Annotated in this window: 18 protein-coding genes and 2 tRNA genes; 15 read left to right on the top strand and 5 right to left on the bottom strand. The window is 42.8% G+C overall.

The features are described from left to right. Position 1: 1 nt before the first annotated feature. The 14 genes from K2W90_04705 (at position 2) to K2W90_04640 (ending at position 10,021) form a co-directional block, all read left to right on the top strand. The gene (locus tag K2W90_04705) at positions 2–712 is read left to right on the top strand and encodes an ankyrin repeat domain-containing protein (GenBank protein MBY0353635.1); all 711 of its coding nucleotides are present in this window, start codon (positions 2–4) and stop codon (positions 710–712) included. 30 nt (positions 713–742) lie between these two features. Continuing rightward, a complete protein-coding gene (locus tag K2W90_04700; GenBank protein ID MBY0353634.1) occupies positions 743–1,453 on the top strand; it encodes a hypothetical protein in 711 nt (236 codons plus the stop codon). A gap of 27 nt (positions 1,454–1,480) precedes the next feature. Continuing rightward, positions 1,481–2,200 carry a hypothetical protein gene (locus K2W90_04695; protein ID MBY0353633.1) on the top strand — a complete coding sequence of 240 codons (720 nt, stop codon included), beginning with the start codon at positions 1,481–1,483 and terminating at the stop codon, positions 2,198–2,200. Positions 2,201–2,220: 20 nt separating this feature from the next. Next, entirely contained in the window at positions 2,221–2,799 is a 579-nt protein-coding gene (locus tag K2W90_04690; protein ID MBY0353632.1) for a hypothetical protein, read from the top strand. A gap of 16 nt (positions 2,800–2,815) precedes the next feature. Then, on the top strand, positions 2,816–3,670 hold the full coding sequence (locus K2W90_04685; protein MBY0353631.1) for an ankyrin repeat domain-containing protein: 855 nt from the start codon (positions 2,816–2,818) through the stop codon (positions 3,668–3,670). A gap of 66 nt (positions 3,671–3,736) precedes the next feature. Then, positions 3,737–4,558: an ankyrin repeat domain-containing protein gene (locus tag K2W90_04680; GenBank protein ID MBY0353630.1), complete on the top strand. Its 822-nt coding sequence runs from the start codon at positions 3,737–3,739 to the stop codon at positions 4,556–4,558. Between the two features lie 37 nt (positions 4,559–4,595). Continuing rightward, complete coding sequence (locus K2W90_04675) at positions 4,596–5,138, top strand: ankyrin repeat domain-containing protein (GenBank protein ID MBY0353629.1); 543 nt, start codon at positions 4,596–4,598, stop codon at positions 5,136–5,138. A 16-nt stretch (positions 5,139–5,154) separates the two neighbouring features. Continuing rightward, on the top strand, positions 5,155–5,739 hold the full coding sequence (locus K2W90_04670) for an ankyrin repeat domain-containing protein (protein ID MBY0353628.1): 585 nt from the start codon (positions 5,155–5,157) through the stop codon (positions 5,737–5,739). 74 nt (positions 5,740–5,813) lie between these two features. Further along, positions 5,814–7,223, top strand: a complete 1,410-nt coding sequence (gene miaB / locus K2W90_04665) for a tRNA (N6-isopentenyl adenosine(37)-C2)-methylthiotransferase MiaB (GenBank protein MBY0353627.1) — start codon at positions 5,814–5,816, stop codon at positions 7,221–7,223. 51 nt (positions 7,224–7,274) lie between these two features. After that, positions 7,275–7,348 (top strand) — tRNA-Cys (locus tag K2W90_04660). Positions 7,349–7,357: 9 nt separating this feature from the next. After that, positions 7,358–7,445 (top strand) — tRNA-Leu (locus K2W90_04655). A gap of 392 nt (positions 7,446–7,837) precedes the next feature. After that, complete coding sequence (locus K2W90_04650) at positions 7,838–8,116, top strand: HU family DNA-binding protein (protein ID MBY0353626.1); 279 nt, start codon at positions 7,838–7,840, stop codon at positions 8,114–8,116. A gap of 233 nt (positions 8,117–8,349) precedes the next feature. After that, positions 8,350–8,748 carry an FUN14 domain-containing protein gene (locus tag K2W90_04645; GenBank protein MBY0353625.1) on the top strand — a complete coding sequence of 133 codons (399 nt, stop codon included), beginning with the start codon at positions 8,350–8,352 and terminating at the stop codon, positions 8,746–8,748. A 22-nt stretch (positions 8,749–8,770) separates the two neighbouring features. Beyond that, on the top strand, positions 8,771–10,021 hold the full coding sequence (locus K2W90_04640) for a GspE/PulE family protein (GenBank protein ID MBY0353624.1): 1,251 nt from the start codon (positions 8,771–8,773) through the stop codon (positions 10,019–10,021). Positions 10,022–10,148: 127 nt separating this feature from the next. Here the strand turns inward: K2W90_04640 and K2W90_04635 are convergent, their stop codons facing one another. Next, entirely contained in the window at positions 10,149–11,360 is a 1,212-nt protein-coding gene (locus tag K2W90_04635) for a M23 family metallopeptidase (GenBank protein MBY0353623.1), read from the bottom strand. 238 nt (positions 11,361–11,598) lie between these two features. On the opposite strand from K2W90_04635, the gene uvrC reads away from it, so the two are divergent. Beyond that, positions 11,599–13,170, top strand: coding sequence for an excinuclease ABC subunit UvrC (gene uvrC, locus K2W90_04630; GenBank protein MBY0353622.1), 1,572 nt, complete (start codon positions 11,599–11,601; stop codon positions 13,168–13,170). Here uvrC and K2W90_04625 read toward each other — a convergent pair. The 4 genes from K2W90_04625 to K2W90_04610 form a co-directional block, all read right to left on the bottom strand. After that, complete coding sequence (locus K2W90_04625; GenBank protein MBY0353621.1) at positions 13,167–13,724, bottom strand: hypothetical protein; 558 nt, start codon at positions 13,722–13,724, stop codon at positions 13,167–13,169. The genes uvrC and K2W90_04625 overlap by 4 nt on opposite strands. Positions 13,725–13,804: 80 nt before the next feature. Next, positions 13,805–14,527, bottom strand: a complete 723-nt coding sequence (locus K2W90_04620) for a hypothetical protein (GenBank protein MBY0353620.1) — start codon at positions 14,525–14,527, stop codon at positions 13,805–13,807. Next, positions 14,517–15,224: a hypothetical protein gene (locus tag K2W90_04615; GenBank protein MBY0353619.1), complete on the bottom strand. Its 708-nt coding sequence runs from the start codon at positions 15,222–15,224 to the stop codon at positions 14,517–14,519. The genes K2W90_04620 and K2W90_04615 overlap by 11 nt, the downstream gene beginning before the upstream one ends. Before the next feature lie 180 nt (positions 15,225–15,404). Further along, entirely contained in the window at positions 15,405–15,836 is a 432-nt protein-coding gene (locus K2W90_04610; protein MBY0353618.1) for a hypothetical protein, read from the bottom strand. Positions 15,837–15,895 lie beyond the last annotated feature (59 nt).

The raw sequence follows: 15,895 nt of genomic DNA, 5'->3' as shown, positions 1-15,895 counted from the left end.
AATGTTGAAAAAAATAATGTTTATTTCGTTGATTTTGTCTGTAGCTAGTGTGAACAACAGTGTAGCTTACAGTGGCCAGCAAGGCCATGCGCCAGCCTTTAATGCAGCAGTAGCGTTTGACCACGATGAGTTAAGCAGGCAATTGTTCAGAGAGATAAGATTTTTTGGCAGGCTAGAAAAGTTTCAGGAGCTTGTTGGGCGTGGAGCGTGCATTTACGCTCTTGGTCAGCATGAGCGTACTTGTTTACATATGGCGGTTATTCATGCTCGAAAAGACATTGTAACATATCTTATTAAGTCCGGTGCTGATATTCAAGCGCGTGATGAATTTGGCTGCATTCCGTTGCATTATGCTGCACAAAAAGATGTAGATTTGCTGAATTTGGTGTTCAATAAAAATTTTCTAGAAATTAAAGACAAGCTTGGCAATACACCCTTGCACAAAGCTGCTGCTGCTTTAGCGGTTGACTGTGTCAAATTTCTTGTTGATCAAAAAGCGAATACTGCACCTAATCATCTGGACCAAAAACCAATCGATTTAGCCGTACAGCATGAAGAGTTTTTGCAGGCTCATGTTTTACGTGCAAAGCGTGTTGCGGTAATGGAACTTTTACTAGGTCGCAAGCTTAACGATGGGGAGTATCCAATGGCAGCACGCCAAGCTGACCATGCCAATCATGTTGTTGGTGGCCTTTATTTGATTGAGGAGTAGAAAAAGTAATTTATCGTGAGGGAATAAAGCGTGTTCAAAAAAATACTTTTTGTGTCGTTAGTTTTGTCTGCAAGCAGCAGTGTACACAGCGCTGCTACGAGTGGTGCTGGCTGGATTGATGTAAAAACCAAGGCTGAAAAACGGCGCGAAAAACAAACGTGTCGTGCTCGCCGCGAGGCTCAGGCTGAAGCAGCAGAAAAAGAGCGTCGCAAGGAATTGCAAAAAAAGAAGCGATTGAAGCGCAAAAGTCAGAAAAAAAAGCGGCGTAAAAATCATTTTGTTAAAGAGTTTGATGCCTACTTTGTTGCAACCGAACAGGGGGAAGACTTGGAACAGGTTGATGATATTTTGGATCGCATGTGTGCTTTAATTAAACGTGGCGTGAGTATAAGCACCATAAATCCTGCTACGGGAAAAACAATGCTGCGCCAGGCTATTGACGGTTCACGCTTGTGTTTAGTGGAGTTTCTTTTGAGAAATGGAGCAGTTGCAATTGAAGAAGATATTGTGCTATTGCGCAATTGTGTGCGAGACGATATGCGGCGAAATGGCGCGAAGTCAGCTCAATACAGTGTTGCTTTCATGGCTAGTGCTTGCAGTGGGGTTGCTCAGGATAAGCCTGACGAGACAGATATGGTGAAGCGTGATCTTGAGATAGAAGCTTGGCACCAAAAGTTTTTATTAGCTGGTGGCTATAATCCTAATTTTAATTTTGGTGCTAGTGTTTCAGATTCCGATTAGTTCAATAATTTGGTTTGAGGAGAATTTATGTTTAAAAAAATAATGTTAATGTTATTAGTTTTGTCTGTTGGTACGAGTGTTTATGGTGCGGCTAGTGATGGTTGGATTCGTGTAAAATCCAGGGCTGAAAAACGTCGAGAGCAAGAAATAAGACGTGACCAGCGCAGGGCTCAAGAGGCTCAGGCTGCAGCCGCAGAAAAAGCGCGTTATAAGCAGCAGCAGCAAGAAGAGCGGAAAAAGCGTGAACACCTCGAGCAAATAAGGCGAAAAAACGAAATTACACGTTTGTTGTTTGTAGCAGTTAATAACTACATTTCTGCAACGTGGTTTTCTGAAGATAGAGTAGACAAGAGCCTTTATTTTGATGAAATGAGTCAGCTGATTGAGCGTGGAGCAAATATAAATGCGATGAATTCTGCGAGTAAAGAAACGGTGGTGCACCAAGCAATTCGTTGTTCTCGCTTGTGTCTAGTAGAATTTCTTTTGAAAAATAGAGCGATTATAACTGAAGAAGATGCAGCGCTGTTACGAATCTGTGTGAAAAAAGATGCGCGTCTGAGCTATCGGTCACCTGAATATGATACTGCTTTTTTGCTGAGCTTTAGCAAAGACCTTGATTCAGATGAATCTTCTGCTGCCAGCTCGTCATCAGTTGGTAGTCAAGCTCGTGATAGGTATTATGCCCACGGTACGTCGTGGCGTCTAGGGCCTGATTGGGATTATTATCCTTCAGATCCAATTGATTAATAATATTTTAAGGAGAGTTTATGTTCAAAAAAGTAATGTTGATGGTAATGTTGCTTGGTGTGGGCAGTGTGCATGGGGCGGTAAAACGAGGACGACATGCTACTCAGACTCGGGAGGCGCAGACGCGTGCAGAAAAAGAGCCTCGTGCCAAAAACAGGAAATACATCGATGTGTTGAGGGCTCTTGGTCAGCGTGCGGTGAACAGTCAGTTATTCTTAGAAGTCAGTCGAGAAAATCCCGACCTCAGCATGATGAGCGATCTTATTACCTTTGCAAAGGCAGATGTTCGCGCCCTCGACTTTGACGGCTACAATCTTGTGCATTGTCTTATCAGGAACAAGAAGGTTTATGGTAAGGAGAGGCGTGCGCAAGTTCTCTCGTTTCTTGTGGGGAAGGGAGTTGTAATTAATAGCTTTGATAAAAAAGGTTTTACCCCGCTGAGCAGGGCAATCAAGGATGGTGATCAGCTTTGGGTTGATTTGCTGGTTTGCCATGGTGCTGATATCAACGTTCAGGATAAAAAAAATGGGCAAAGTCAGTCCTTAAAGTGTGGTTTCGAGACAGATCTATTTGCTTTGACTGAGGACGACGATTACTAAAGAAAGGATTTTGATTATGCTTAAAAAAATAGTTTTAGTGTTAACAGTTTTGTGTGTTGGCTTTAGTTCCAGTCAAGCAGCCCATCACGGCAGATCCAAAAAAAATAAAAAGCACGTGCAAACGCGTCGTGCTCCTCGTATTGTTGCCGGGTCCAGTGGGTATAGTGTCTATGATCTTACTAACAAGCTTGGAGAGGCTGTTTATCAACGCGATAGCGTTGGTCTCATGCGTACTTATCTAAAGGCCGGGGCCGATGCCGATGGATATTTTCAACCGCGTAAACCTGACGATTTGGTACGTTGCTATGAATTTCCCTACAATAAGTCTGAGCACATTTTAAAACTGGCTGTATGGTCTGGCCGTTCTGATGTTGTGGCACTACTGCTCGATTATGGTGCGCAAGTTAGGGAAGGTTATTTGGAAAAAACTGCTGCTCAGGGAGATGTGGATGTGGCTTGTTGGCTGCTGGAGCGTGGAGCTGACGTTAATGAGTGCGAACATGTTGGAGGTCGCCTAGAATTGGGTTGGACTCCTTTGTATGCTGCTGTAGCGAACAGACAATTGGCCATGGTTAAGTTTCTGTTGAGTTGTTGCAACATCGACGTTAATGTAGTTCGATCTTCAAGGCTTTGCGCCCAGAAGGCCTTTAACCCGTGGGGCTTGATTGTGAAAGTGGGAGAAGGAGTGCCTCATGGTTTTAGACTGTTGCATGATAACATTTCATGTACGCCTCTCGACTGCGCAGAATGGTTGGAAGAAACCGAGATTGCCGAAGTGTTGAGGCAAGCAGGAGGCAAAACAGCAGGGCAGCCAAAAAAGCAAGCAATCAAGTATCCTGAATTGATGTGGCCTGACCAGTTTCGTTATTGAAAGAAAATGTGTCGAGAAAAATAATTATAACGTTGTTAGTTTTATATATCTGTGCAGGGTTAAATTATGAAGAAAAAAATAGTTTTGATACTGCTGGTGCTGCTTGTTGGCAACAACTGTTGTGGGGCGGCAAAAGTTAGTTGGAATAGAGAAGGTGGCATTTGGAAAAAAGTGTCGCAGCCAGTTCGCCAACGCTCCAAAGAAGAGCAACGCAAGCTTGATGAAGATCTTGTGCATGAAATGTATGCGTATATGCATGGTAACAAGCATGATTTGAGTGGAGCCCGTGGGCTTATTGAGCAAGGAGCAAATGTTAATTTTTCATACCATGGAAAGCCTCTTCTGGTAGCGGCCGCTGAGTGGCCCAATTTTGTTGCTGTCAAACTTTTGCTAGAACATGGGGCTTGTGTTGATATCAGGGATTGTCATAACGACACGGCAGTAGATAACGCGGCTAGCGAAGGGTCTGTTGAAATTCTGGAATTATTGTTTGCTCATGGGGCTCGTTGCCCGCAACATATTTTGTCTTATGCCGTATGGTCTGGAAAACCAAATGTTATGGAATTTTTGTTGAAGTGTGAGAAGGAACCATGTACTTCTCGGTGCCCTAGTCGCGAATGTGGTGCTCTTCAGCTCTATCGGGCAGTATGTTTTGGGCGCATTGATGTAGTTGCCCTCATTCTGCGCTATGGTCTTGAAAATGTTCATGAGTTCTTTTGGAACGGAAATGCACCGCTGCATGAGGCAAGGACTGAAAGGATGTGGGCGCTTCTTGTGCAAGCTGGGGCTGATCCAATGCAAAAAAATAAGTATGGAAAAACGGCTCAAGAGATCTGGGATGCTGGCGTTGAAGAAAGAAAAAAAAGTCAAACCTGCAGTCTTCAGTAGGCTTGTGCTTAGTAGATTTAAAAATAGGACTGTGTGTATGCTTAAAAAAATAATGTTGATGTTGTTAGTTTTGTTTGTTGGGATCAGCGTACATGGTGCCTCCAACTCGCCAAATCTTGATTATGATCTTCATGATGCTGCTTGCAAGAATGATCTTGCGTGGGTTAAAAAACTTGTTCTTGAGAAAAAAGCGAATGTTAATGGTACCTGCATGCCTGGGTGGGTAACGCCGTTACAAAATGTTGTTGCAAGGCCAAATCCCTTTGCGTCAGAGCGCAAGGCCGTACTGGAGTTTCTTGTAGCCCAGGGTGCTTTGGTTAATATTTATGACAATTTAGGTTGGACGCCGCTGCATTGGGCTGCTCTGTGCGGTGGCGTTGAAATTGTTCGGTTACTGTTGAATGCAGGGGCTTTGATAAATGCGCCTGATAAAAATGGTTACAACAACACGCCGTTGCATGTGGCAACAAACCCAGAAGTTCGTGCACTTCTCATTGACCGTGGTGCTGATATTATCATTAAAAATGCGCAGGGAAGAATGGCCTTGGAAGGGCGCGTTTGGCCAGTAGATAAGAATTAAAAACAGAAAGAACATCATGTTAAAAAAAATAATGTTTATGTCGTTAGTTTTGTGTGTTGGCAGTAGCGTTCATGGCGCTGGTGCTTTGCCAGATAATGGTGCAGCGCAGGCCCAGCTTTCATCAGCAGAACAGTGTAAGTTGGATGAGGAGTTGCAACAAGCTATCAAGGCCGGTGATGGGGTGTTAGCACGAGAGCTTATAGCGCAGGGAGCAAATATTAATCGTCAACTACAAGATGGCTTGCTGGAAACATTGCTTCATAAGGCAGTTAAGCAATGTGCTGAACAATGCTGTAGTGGTGTTGTGTCCTCTGGTACTCCAGAAGATCGTCTTGCTAAGTTTAAGCTTCTTCTCGAGCTTGGTGCCAATGCTCAAGCGCGTGATTTTATGCGTTGGACGCCGTTGCATATTGCTGCTCAGGAGGGTGTTCAAGTTTATTGTGAGCTCTTGCTGGAGGCGGGGGCCGATATCAATGCGGTAGATAGTACCGGTGCGACTCCCGCGGCGTATGTTGACGAAGATAATGTCGAACTGATTAGCTGGTTTAAATCTCAGGGCGCACGAGTGCAGCGAAGTGCTTTGCAGGTGCTGCTGCGGTAAGTAGGTAAGAATTAAAAAAAATGGTATAATGCTGCAAAGAATTTAGTACCATCTGGTTTGCACGTGGGGAAGCTGTGATTACCTTTTTTTTCAAAACTTACGGATGTCAGGCAAACGTTGCCGATTCTGAAGAAATAGCAAAATTTTTAAAGTCGTTGGGCTGCGATGACGTGCCAACGGAAGAAGAAGCCGATCTGCTGATTGTTAACACCTGCGCGGTGCGCGACAAAGCAGAGCAAAAGCTCTTTTCGTATCTTGGCCGTTTGAGCGATATTAAAAGACAAAGCAAGCCGTACGTTAACATTGGCGTTATTGGCTGTGTGGCAAGCTACAAAAAAGAAGAAATTTATAAGCGCTTTGACCAAGTAAATTTTGTTTACGGTGCGCGCGAAGATATGAAGACCTTTCTTGCGTATCTGACCGACATGGTGGTCAAGCTAGAAACTAAAAAACAATTGCGCAACGACGAGCCTGAAACGATTGTCAAATCTGGCGGACAAGACCGCAACGTAAAACAGTACGTTCAAAGTAAGGGCTTGTTTAGCAAAGCGATGCCGCTGTTTAAAAAGCGCTTGTACGATGTTAAGCCGTTCAAAACAGAAAAAGAGATGGTTGCATCGTTTATTAATATCATGACCGGCTGCAATAAGTTTTGTAAGTATTGCATTGTGCCGTTTACGCGTGGTCGTGAAATTAGTTACGACATGACCGAAATTATTGAGCGCGTGAAGCATGATATTGCTTGCGGTGTTAAAGAAATTACGTTGATTGGCCAAAACGTTAACTCATATCGTGACCCACAAACCGGTGCTGATTTTTCTGAGTTGCTGCGTCGCGTTGCTGCCATTGAAGGGGAGTTTTGGGTTCGTTGGGTCAGTCCGCATCCACAAGACATGACCATGGAGTTGTTTGATGTTATTGCCCAGCATCGTGACAAAATTCCGCCATACGTTCATTTTCCGGTTCAGTCCGGTTCTACTCGCATGCTGTTTGAAATGGGCCGCAATCATACGATTGAATTATATTTGGAACAAATTGAATGGCTGCGCAGCCGCCTGCCCGACGCTACTATTTCAACCGATTTAATTGTGGGCTACCCGGGCGAGACTGAAGAGGATTATAACCAGACCATGGCACTACTTGAAAAGGTTCGTTATGATCTGGTCTACTCATTTATTTACTCGCCGCGCAACTACACGCCGGCTGCAAAATTGACCGATTCTACGCCGGCTGAAGTTAAGACACAGCGTCTAGAAGCCCTGCAGGAGCGGCAACGCGTGATAGCGCGTGCAAAGAATGATGCGCATATTGGCAAAATCATGAAATCTTTAGTTGAAAAACGTCTACCAAATGGTAAACTTTTAGCAAGAACAGAAGGGAATGTTCGGGTTCTGTTTGATGGCGATGATGCGCTCATTAGCTCTTTTGTTAATTTAAAGATTAACGAAGCTGGTGTAGCAAATATGCTTGGAACGCTTGTATAAAGTTTCAAAAGTGTGTATTATCGCTCTATTATTGAAATTTTCAAATTTTGGGGCGGCATAGCCAAGTGGTAAGGCAGTGGTCTGCAAAACCGCGATCCCCGGTTCAATTCCGGGTGCCGCCTCCATTTATGTGTGCCGGGGTGGCGGAATTGGTAGACGCAAGGGACTTAAAATCCCTCGGGTTTTTAACTCGTGCCGGTTCGAGTCCGGCCCTCGGCACCAACCTGCGCTCTGCGTGCTTACGCACTTGTAGCTCTGGTTGGCAGGCCATCCTACGCAGCTTCGGTCACCCTGAGCTTGTCGAAGGGCGGCTGGCAGGCTCTCTTTTTAAATGAAATATACAAAAGTTTTTTTAGCTACTTTGTTGAAGAAAGTTTGTTTTTACAGACAAAGTCGTTTTTCCATCCGTTCTCCCTGCCTGTGCGCCATAGCCTTGGCGAAGGCGTAAGGAGCTCGTAGAGCGTCTCGAAGGGTTGAAGGAGTGAGTTAGTTTTTCATAAGCTTGACAAAAATTGTGGGATGAACAATTCTGATGAGCGTGTGTTTATTGTGTGTTGACTGCCACAAGTATTTTTATTGGATGTAATCTAGAATTTAAATAAGGAGTTTTATTCATGAATAAAGCCGAATTGATTGAGTTTATGTCAAAAGAGACTAAACTTGCCAAGACGACATGCAAAGATGCGCTTGAAGCAGTATTGAGAGGTGTTGAATCAACTCTCAAGAAAAGCAAGTCTGTAGTTATCACCGGTTTTGGTACCTTCTCAGTTCTTAAAAGAAAAGAACGTACCGGCATTAACCCTGCAACTGGTAAGAAAATGAAAATTGCTGGCAAAAAAGTGCCTAAGTTCAAAGCAGGTAAAAAACTTAAAGACATCGTTAAGGGTGGCTGATAAGCTTTCTTAACTAGTTCAAACAGTTTCGGCAGGGATGAGTTTTCATTCCTGCCTTTTTTTTTGCCAACGTATGAGTATAAAAATGAGTTGTGTAAATGGCTCTTTTTTTATTTTGTTTTAGGTTGCTAGTATTTTTATATTATTATTTGCTAATATAAAATTGAAATTATTTGATATATTTGTAGTTTTAAATGGTGTAGTTTTTGTAATTTTTTGCAGGAGGCTGGGCAATGGCTATTATGGATACATTATTTTCTTACTGGGAAACGATAAAAGGTTATTGGCAAGGTTTTGATTTTAAGCAATGGTCTGAAAATATGGCTGGTTCGTCGGCAGAAGCGTTGCAGGCAGCAGTCTTTTTTGGTGGTGCTTTTGCGGTAGGTTTTTTGTTCAAGAAATACTTTAAGTTTCTTCTTGGATCGCTGGTTCTAACTATCATTGTGATCAAAATTTTGGAACATCATTTGTTAATTACTATCGATTGGCCAGGTGTTAACGCGTTGGCTGGTCTTGAGCCAGATGCTGATCTTACCACTATCTCTGCTATTCTTTTTACCTGGATCAAAGAAAATATCATTCTCTTTGTTGCAAGCAGCGTAGGATTTTTGATTGGCTATAAAATTAGCTAAATTAAACTAAAAAAGGTGGGGCATGGTGGGGAATGAAAGAGAAGAGCATGGTACTTATTGTTTGCTGGATGCTGAGCAAAAGTTGAAGCAAGGAATAGTCGGCGACCCGGTTGTTGATATTGTTGATACGTTGTTGTTGAAGGCTATCACAATGGGCGCCTCAGACGTTCACTTGCAGCCGGACAATCAAGTACTGAGGGTGCGCTTGCGTGTTGATGGCTTTTTGCATGATCACGATACGTTTGATCATCAGCTTATGCCGCAAGTTCTTTCCCGTGTTAAGGTTTTGTCGGCGCTTGATATTGCCGAAAAGCGTGTGCCGCAAGATGGCAAAATTAAAGTTATTCTCGATCAGCCCGACGCGCAACCAATCGACTTGCGTGTTGCTACCTTCCCGTCAATTTATGGTGAAAAAATTGTAGTGCGAATTCTGGATCGCTCGGCCAATATTTTGGCGCTTGAGTCGCTTGGCATGCGGTCCGATATTTTTGATGCGCTGTTGGGTATAGTTGCCCATCCCCAAGGTTTTTTCTTGGTAACAGGTCCTACTGGCTCTGGCAAAACAACAACGCTCTATGCCCTTCTTTCGCGCTTAAATAGTAATGAACGCAATATAGTGACCATGGAAGATCCGGTTGAGTATGATTTGCCTGGCATTACGCAAAGCCAGGTTAATAGCAAGACCGGTTTTGATTTTGAAAATGGTTTACGTTCAATGCTGCGCCAAGACCCTGACGTGATTATGATTGGGGAAATTCGCGACAAGCAAACGGTACAAATTGCGGTGCAGTCGGCTTTGACTGGCCACTTGGTACTGAGTACTTTGCATACTAACGATGCGGCTGGTGCGGTAACGCGGTTGTTGGATATGCAGGTTGAGCCGTTTTTAATTAATGCGACATTAACGGGTGTTCTTTCCCAACGCTTGGTGCGTAGCTTGTGCAATGCCTGCAAGCAAGAAGTTGGGCTTACCGATGACGAACAAAAAATTATGGATGCTTACAATATCCAAACAGAATCGCGCTTTAAAGCGGTTGGCTGCAAGCAGTGCTTTAATGTTGGCTACAAAGGAAGAACCGGTATTTTTGAGCTGATTTTGTTGAACGATAGTATTCGCGATTTGGTTTTAAAAAAAGCTTCGGCCGATCTTATTCGGCATCAGGGCTTGCGCGATAATATGCCTTCGCTGTTGCACGATGGTTTGCTCAAAGTTGCTCAAGGCGTTATCAGCCTTGAAGAACTTTTGAGCGTTATAAACGAATCCCCTCGATAAATTTTTCCTGTCGGAAAAACACTTGGGATGAAAACAACCGGCAATGTTCATATTCTTACAGATGTGGCCAGTCATATTCGCTCACCCCGAGTGTTTTTGAGCAATGCGAAAAAATGTATCGAGGGGGCTAATAAATATTCTGTGTCCACTCGGTCGGATCAACCGGTGTATTGTGCACGCGCAGCTCCCAATGCAAATGGTAGCCGCTGGCATAGCCAGTCATGCCAATCTTGCCAATCGGGTTACCTTTTTTTACAAAGTCGCCTACTTCAACATCAAAAAATTCGTCAAGATGTGCATAGAGCGTGGTAACGCCAAGTCCGTGGTCAATAACTAGTGTGTTGCCGGTCATTAAGTAACGTTCTTTAATAATCACTTTGCCGCTTTGGCTTGCCCACACAACACTTTTTGGGTCATTAACTAAATCGAGTCCTTTGTGCAGGTAACGTCCGCGTTCAGCAGTGACGCGCACCTCGCCAAACGGTGTTGAGATACGGCGAATTTGTGTTGGCATTTCAAACGGTCCGTTCCACATTTTTTGCTTGGCTGAATCTTGTGACCACTTGCCAATTGCCTCTTCCAAAATTTTAGTATTCATGCTGATTTCTTTTTCATGTTCAAGCTTTTTGGCATTCACTGAAAAGCCGCTTTTTTGGCGCGGAAATGGAAATGCTGCTACTTCTGCTTTTGCGGTAAGTTTTACCACGTTTTGTGCGGCGTCTTCAAGTTCGGCAACCAACATTTGTTCTACCGGATGTTCTTCGCAATCAACGGCAATAAAACATTCGTAGGTGGTAGTGGTTGAAGAAGTTGGGTAGCAGTTGTAGGTGCGGCCCAAGAAAGAGACTGTTGCTTTTTCTACAAGTTTGTTTGCTTGAATGCACAAATGCAGTGTTTTGCCTTGCTCAACTTTGTAGCTTGGTTTTAAAAAATCTGCTTTGAGCGGTACATTGTCTACAAAAAATTCCCAGTTGTGCGTTGCTTTGTTTGCGTGATAGCTTGAATCTTGTGCTTGAACTTCAACGTTGTGTTTGCCATCGGCAAGTTTGGTAGTATCCAGCGAAAAGGGAAGTTCGAAGGTCCGGCTGCGTACGTTAGTGTTGCCAACATTATATTCTTGGCCGTCCAATGTTACTGAGATTTTGTTAATTTTATACTCGTTGTTGGCGCTCAGCGAGCATGCAATAATCCCTTGGTAGGTGCCGCCCTGTGAGATCCCGTTCAGGCTTACTACTGGCGCGCTTTCGTGCGTGAAGTACAAATAAATTTTATTACCCAGCCAAAAGCTGGTGGCACCAATTAAAACAACGAGCAATGGAATTTTGAGTTTGTGGAACATGACGTCTTTCTTTTGGTTTGAAGTTTTAGAGTTTTGCTGCGACACTTATTGTTATAATGTTTGGTGTTTTGTTCATTTACGCCCGACCCTTCGACAGGCTCAGGGCGAACGGGCTTAATAAAACCGGTGCTCCGCTCATCCTGAATGTTCTGCGAAGCCTTGGCGTAGCAGAACGTATCGAAGGATAAATTACCATAAAATGAACAGAGAGAGAATGAATTTCTTGTAAGGATGCGAAATGAAAGAAAAAGATCAATTGCTCGACCAGATAAAACGTTTGCCGCAAACGCCCGGCGTTTATTTTTTTAAAGATGAGCGGGGCGATGTTGTGTACATTGGCAAGGCAAAAAATTTGCGCTCACGTGTGAGCAGTTATGTGCAAAGCGGGGCCGATTTTCGTGCGCATGCTATTGTAGAATCGAGTGTTTCTCTTGATTTTATGGCAACTGAAACAGAGCTTGAAGCAATGCTGCTGGAAGCCAAATTGATTCAAAGTCACAAGCCAAAGCACAATATCATGTACAAAAGCGGGCAGCCTTTTTTGTACATCACCATCTCGTCAAGCGAAATGCCACGACTTTCTATTGTGCGGCAAAAAAAGACTAAGGGAACTTACTTTGGTCCGTTCATTGAAAAGGGTCCGGTTCGTCGCGTCTTTGATTTTTTAATGAAAACATTTCGTTTAAAATTGTGTGGTAAAAAAATTGAAAACGGTTGCTTATACTACCACCTGGGTATGTGTGCCGGTTCGTGCCGACCAGACTTTGACAAAGCTGCTTACAAAGAGCGTGTTGAGTTAGCAAAAAAAGCATTAACGCAGGGTCATAAAAAGTTTCTTGCTTATCTTGAGCAGCAGATCAAAGAGAGTAGTGCCAATCTTGAATTTGAAAAATCACGCGAGTTGCATGAGTATCATCAGGCCTTTGAGCGTGTTTTTAGTACGCTTGATGTTAAGCCGTCGCGTGTTGAAGTCTTGGCGCGCAAGCACGTGTGGATAGTTTCGCCAGGCAATCGTGCACTCTTTTTCTTTGTTGAGCGTGATGGTGTTTTAAATAAAAAGCGCATTTTTTACCTGCCGCTTCACGTTGAAGGCGATGCGCTGCTTCAAGTAATTATCGAATACTTTGCAAGCTATTATCGCATGATGCCGCCAGCAGCAACGATTTTGATTAATTTTGATGTTTCAGAGCATGAGCGCACGCTGATGGAGCAATTTTTAGAAAGTTGGCATGAGCGTGACAGCGAAATCTCGATCAGCAAGCCAACGCAAGAGCACCATGCTGGCATTGTGCGTATGGCGCTGATTCACGTTGCAGAAGAGCTAAAAAAGCATGCAACGGTTGGCAAAGAGCTTAAGCGTCTGCTCAAGCTGCCCTTTGAGCCGCACACGATTGATTGTTTTGATATTTCGCACAAGCAAGGGATGTTTTTGGTGGGCTCGTGCATTCGGTTTAAAGATGGCCAGCCAGACAAAGATAATTTCCGTCGTTTTAAAATAAAAACAGTGCATCAAAATGACGATTACGCTAGTTTGCGTGAAGTAGTCTCGCGGCGTTATCATGATGTTGCTGAGCTGCCTGACTTAATTTTAATTGATGGTGGCAAGGGGCAGTTGAGCGCGGTGCAGCATTTGTTTGAACAGGCTGAGTTTGTCAGCCTTGCCAAGCGCGAAGAGACGGTCTTTTCAAAGCGCTTTCCGCAGGGCTTAGTGCTTGACCAAAAGACTCATGCAGCCCAGTTATTAATTGCTTTGCGTGATTATGCTCATCATTTTGCAATCAGTTATCATCGCTCGTTGGCAACGTTTTAGTTTCTGGCAATTCTAATGCGAGCGCGGCCGCCTCGCAAAAGATTGCGTGGCGTTTGTTTCAGAAAACGTGCGATTACTGCTTTCATGCCAGGTTCTATGGTGCCATCGCTATTGATGAGCGGAAAATCTTCTCCTGGAAGTTTTTTGAAAAAACCGGCAGTGGTGAGTGAGCGTATGGTAAGCGGTGAAAGAGCTTCCCGTTCGTTAACGCACACAGCTCGTAAATCATCAAGTATGAGCTGATTATCCTTGAATTTTTTGAGTTTTTTTTCTATTTCGTTAAGTGCTTTTTCATTTAATTCTAGTTGTTGAACCGCAATGCGCAGGTGTCTTCCTTCTTCATCTTCGCCATCTATTTCTCTTATTGTTTTGGTTATTTGAGCATCTTCGCTGCTTGAGTATACTGCTTTGTCATCATCTTCAGACCCTGGGGCAAGTTCGTATTCAGTGTCTTGCGAATCTGATTCTGAATTTGCTGCTGTGTAGCTGGTGTTAAAGGTTGCTAAGGTTAAAAAGCTAAAAGTAATAAGAAAAGTAACTGTTTTGTGCTTCATAAGAATCTCCATTGGTTTTTTGACTTTGAAAATAGCTGTACTAAATTTAATAAAGTGTAGCTTGGAGCACAAGCTATTTTCTAGAAACTTCCCGAATGTGGTCTTTTTGTTACGATCGCTATGCCTTTTTCAATTAACTCTGCTAGAGTTCTGATGGTGATTTTAGGTTGGCCATCAGAGCTATAAGTTTGTTGAGCAAATGCTGTCATGATCATTTTGCCTGGCAGGGTGAAAGTGCTGTTTGCAGGGTCAATAATTGAAAAAGGCGTTCCTGGTATTTTGGTACAAAAGCCGAGTTGTTGTAGGGTGGTAAGGGTTTCATGTTCAAGTGCTGCCAAGGGCTCAGAGCAGACAGTAATTAAATCATTGATTATTTCAGGATTGCTTAGTGATAATTCTCTTAGTTTTTTCTCGAGAGTTTCGGCTTCTGCTTTGCCCATTAATACTTCTTCGTACATAGTAATATCAAAAAAACTTTTACTAAAGATATGCCTTAAGCTTAGTTGCCTCAGGCTATTACTTCTTTTTCGTTGCTTGTGCTTGTTTTCTTTTTTTCTAGCGGGCCTTGCTATTTGTTCTTCGTTTGGTATTTCATCTGGTATTTCATCAGAGTTATAGAGAGCATCAAGAAAATCGTCTGCTGCATGTGCAGCATCAATACTTTCTGTATCTGAGTACGTTGCAAATGAGTCTTGTGAGCGATCTCCTTCAAAGTCGTTGTTTGCAGCTGCAGAGCATGTGTTGCAGGTAATCAGCCAGAGTGTGTACAGGCTTGCTAGCAATGTGGACGTTTTACTCTTCATGGCCTGCTCCGTCCGTTTCTGCATCGCTGCGAGGGCTGTCTGAAGGCAACTCAGTTATGGCTATACCGATGGGGTCATGTTTGTGTTTGCCAAATTTTGGCATGTGCAATAGTGATTTGCTTCGTGCTGGTTTTGGTTTTTGAGTGTCTATTATTTCTATTACTTTTTGCTTAGTTGCTCGATCTGTGACAATTTCTAACTCAGAAATCAAATAGTACCATATAAAGCCGGTTTCTGATCTTGTCAGTATTATTTTTATGCACTCATCCAAAAAATCTGGAATTTTGCCACTTGCCATTAAGAGATAAAAGTTGTCCAAATCTTTGTTAGGGGCTGTCTCTGTTAGATGATTGAATTCTGCAATTTCAAAAATTTCCTTTGAAACTTGAGTTCCTTGTTCATACTCAATCAGGGTATTGAGAAGACGTGATTGATTATGAATGGCGTCCTCTATCTTTAATTTTTTAAATCGCTCTAGATCTTCGCAGAGTTTAACAAGGCTTTGATGGAGATTTTCAAAAATGAGATAATTTATTTTAATTTTAGGTTCGGTAAGGTTAAGCACAACAATTTTTTTTCTAACATCGATGCCCTGAAGCTTTCTTGGTCGCGATGAAGGCGTTGATGTTGCTGCGCCATGCAGATTAAATGTGCTAAAAGTGAGTAGCACGAGCCCAACAATTAATTTTTTCTTCATGATCCCTCTCCCCCGCTAATGAACAGTTTTGTGTCTCCAGCAAAAAGTATTATTTTTATATTTTTACAATAACCGAATCAAGGGCGATAAGTAAATAATATTTTATATTTGGATAAAAAGTGCGCAGTGATGAGAGGAGTCTTGTTGTCAGTTTTTTAAAAAGAGGCTGGGTTTGTCAGCTTAGAGAGAAAGCGATTCTTTTGCTGTTAGTATGGCATCTTTATGTGTAATAAGTCCTAGAAAAAGATTCTTACTTGTGGGGCTTAATTTGCCTGCAGGGTCAATGATCCAGTATTTTGTTGAGTTTTGTAGGTTGGTAAAAAGAAGTGTTGTGAATTTGTACTCTGCTAAAAACATGGTATCTGAAGGTGTTAGTTGAGAGTCTCCATCACTTTGGCACAATTGGCATAATTGCTGAAATTTAAGGGGAGCATCCTTGTGCAACCGGTTTAAAAGTCCAATAATCTTGCAGGCTTGGTTGAGGGGGATAGTTATTTCTTTTTTGGTGAAGGAAACGGTTTGAGGAGCTTGTGATGAGCTGGCAGAAAAAAGATTGGTAGAAATACTGATACTCAAGAAAGAAATGATCAAAAACAGTTTGTGTGCATGCATAGCTTTTTCCTTTGTTATAAATTTATGAATGTTTTTTCGAAATGCTACTTTTACTAATT

It is taken from the genome of Candidatus Babeliales bacterium (assembly GCA_019749895.1).
Taxonomy (GTDB): Bacteria; Babelota; Babeliae; order Babelales; family RVW-14; genus AaIE-18.
This window is presented reverse-complemented; position numbering and strand designations above follow the sequence as displayed.

Excerpts from the sequence above, each read along its gene's own strand:
- K2W90_04620 (MBY0353620.1), bottom strand. The coding sequence starts at position 14,527 with ATGAAGAGTAAAACGTCCACATTGCTAGCAAGCCTGTACACACTCTGG.
- K2W90_04635 (MBY0353623.1), bottom strand. The coding sequence starts at position 11,360 with ATGTTCCACAAACTCAAAATTCCATTGCTCGTTGTTTTAATTGGTGCC.
- K2W90_04705 (MBY0353635.1), top strand. The coding sequence starts at position 2 with ATGTTGAAAAAAATAATGTTTATTTCGTTGATTTTGTCTGTAGCTAGT.
- K2W90_04670 (MBY0353628.1), top strand. The coding sequence starts at position 5,155 with ATGTTAAAAAAAATAATGTTTATGTCGTTAGTTTTGTGTGTTGGCAGT.
- K2W90_04695 (MBY0353633.1), top strand. The coding sequence starts at position 1,481 with ATGTTTAAAAAAATAATGTTAATGTTATTAGTTTTGTCTGTTGGTACG.
- K2W90_04610 (MBY0353618.1), bottom strand. The coding sequence starts at position 15,836 with ATGCATGCACACAAACTGTTTTTGATCATTTCTTTCTTGAGTATCAGT.
- K2W90_04640 (MBY0353624.1), top strand. The coding sequence starts at position 8,771 with ATGGTGGGGAATGAAAGAGAAGAGCATGGTACTTATTGTTTGCTGGAT.
- K2W90_04625 (MBY0353621.1), bottom strand. The coding sequence starts at position 13,724 with ATGAAGCACAAAACAGTTACTTTTCTTATTACTTTTAGCTTTTTAACC.
- K2W90_04615 (MBY0353619.1), bottom strand. The coding sequence starts at position 15,224 with ATGAAGAAAAAATTAATTGTTGGGCTCGTGCTACTCACTTTTAGCACA.
- K2W90_04650 (MBY0353626.1), top strand. The coding sequence starts at position 7,838 with ATGAATAAAGCCGAATTGATTGAGTTTATGTCAAAAGAGACTAAACTT.
- K2W90_04680 (MBY0353630.1), top strand. The coding sequence starts at position 3,737 with ATGAAGAAAAAAATAGTTTTGATACTGCTGGTGCTGCTTGTTGGCAAC.
- K2W90_04690 (MBY0353632.1), top strand. The coding sequence starts at position 2,221 with ATGTTCAAAAAAGTAATGTTGATGGTAATGTTGCTTGGTGTGGGCAGT.
- K2W90_04645 (MBY0353625.1), top strand. The coding sequence starts at position 8,350 with ATGGCTATTATGGATACATTATTTTCTTACTGGGAAACGATAAAAGGT.
- uvrC (MBY0353622.1), top strand. The coding sequence starts at position 11,599 with ATGAAAGAAAAAGATCAATTGCTCGACCAGATAAAACGTTTGCCGCAA.
- K2W90_04675 (MBY0353629.1), top strand. The coding sequence starts at position 4,596 with ATGCTTAAAAAAATAATGTTGATGTTGTTAGTTTTGTTTGTTGGGATC.
- K2W90_04685 (MBY0353631.1), top strand. The coding sequence starts at position 2,816 with ATGCTTAAAAAAATAGTTTTAGTGTTAACAGTTTTGTGTGTTGGCTTT.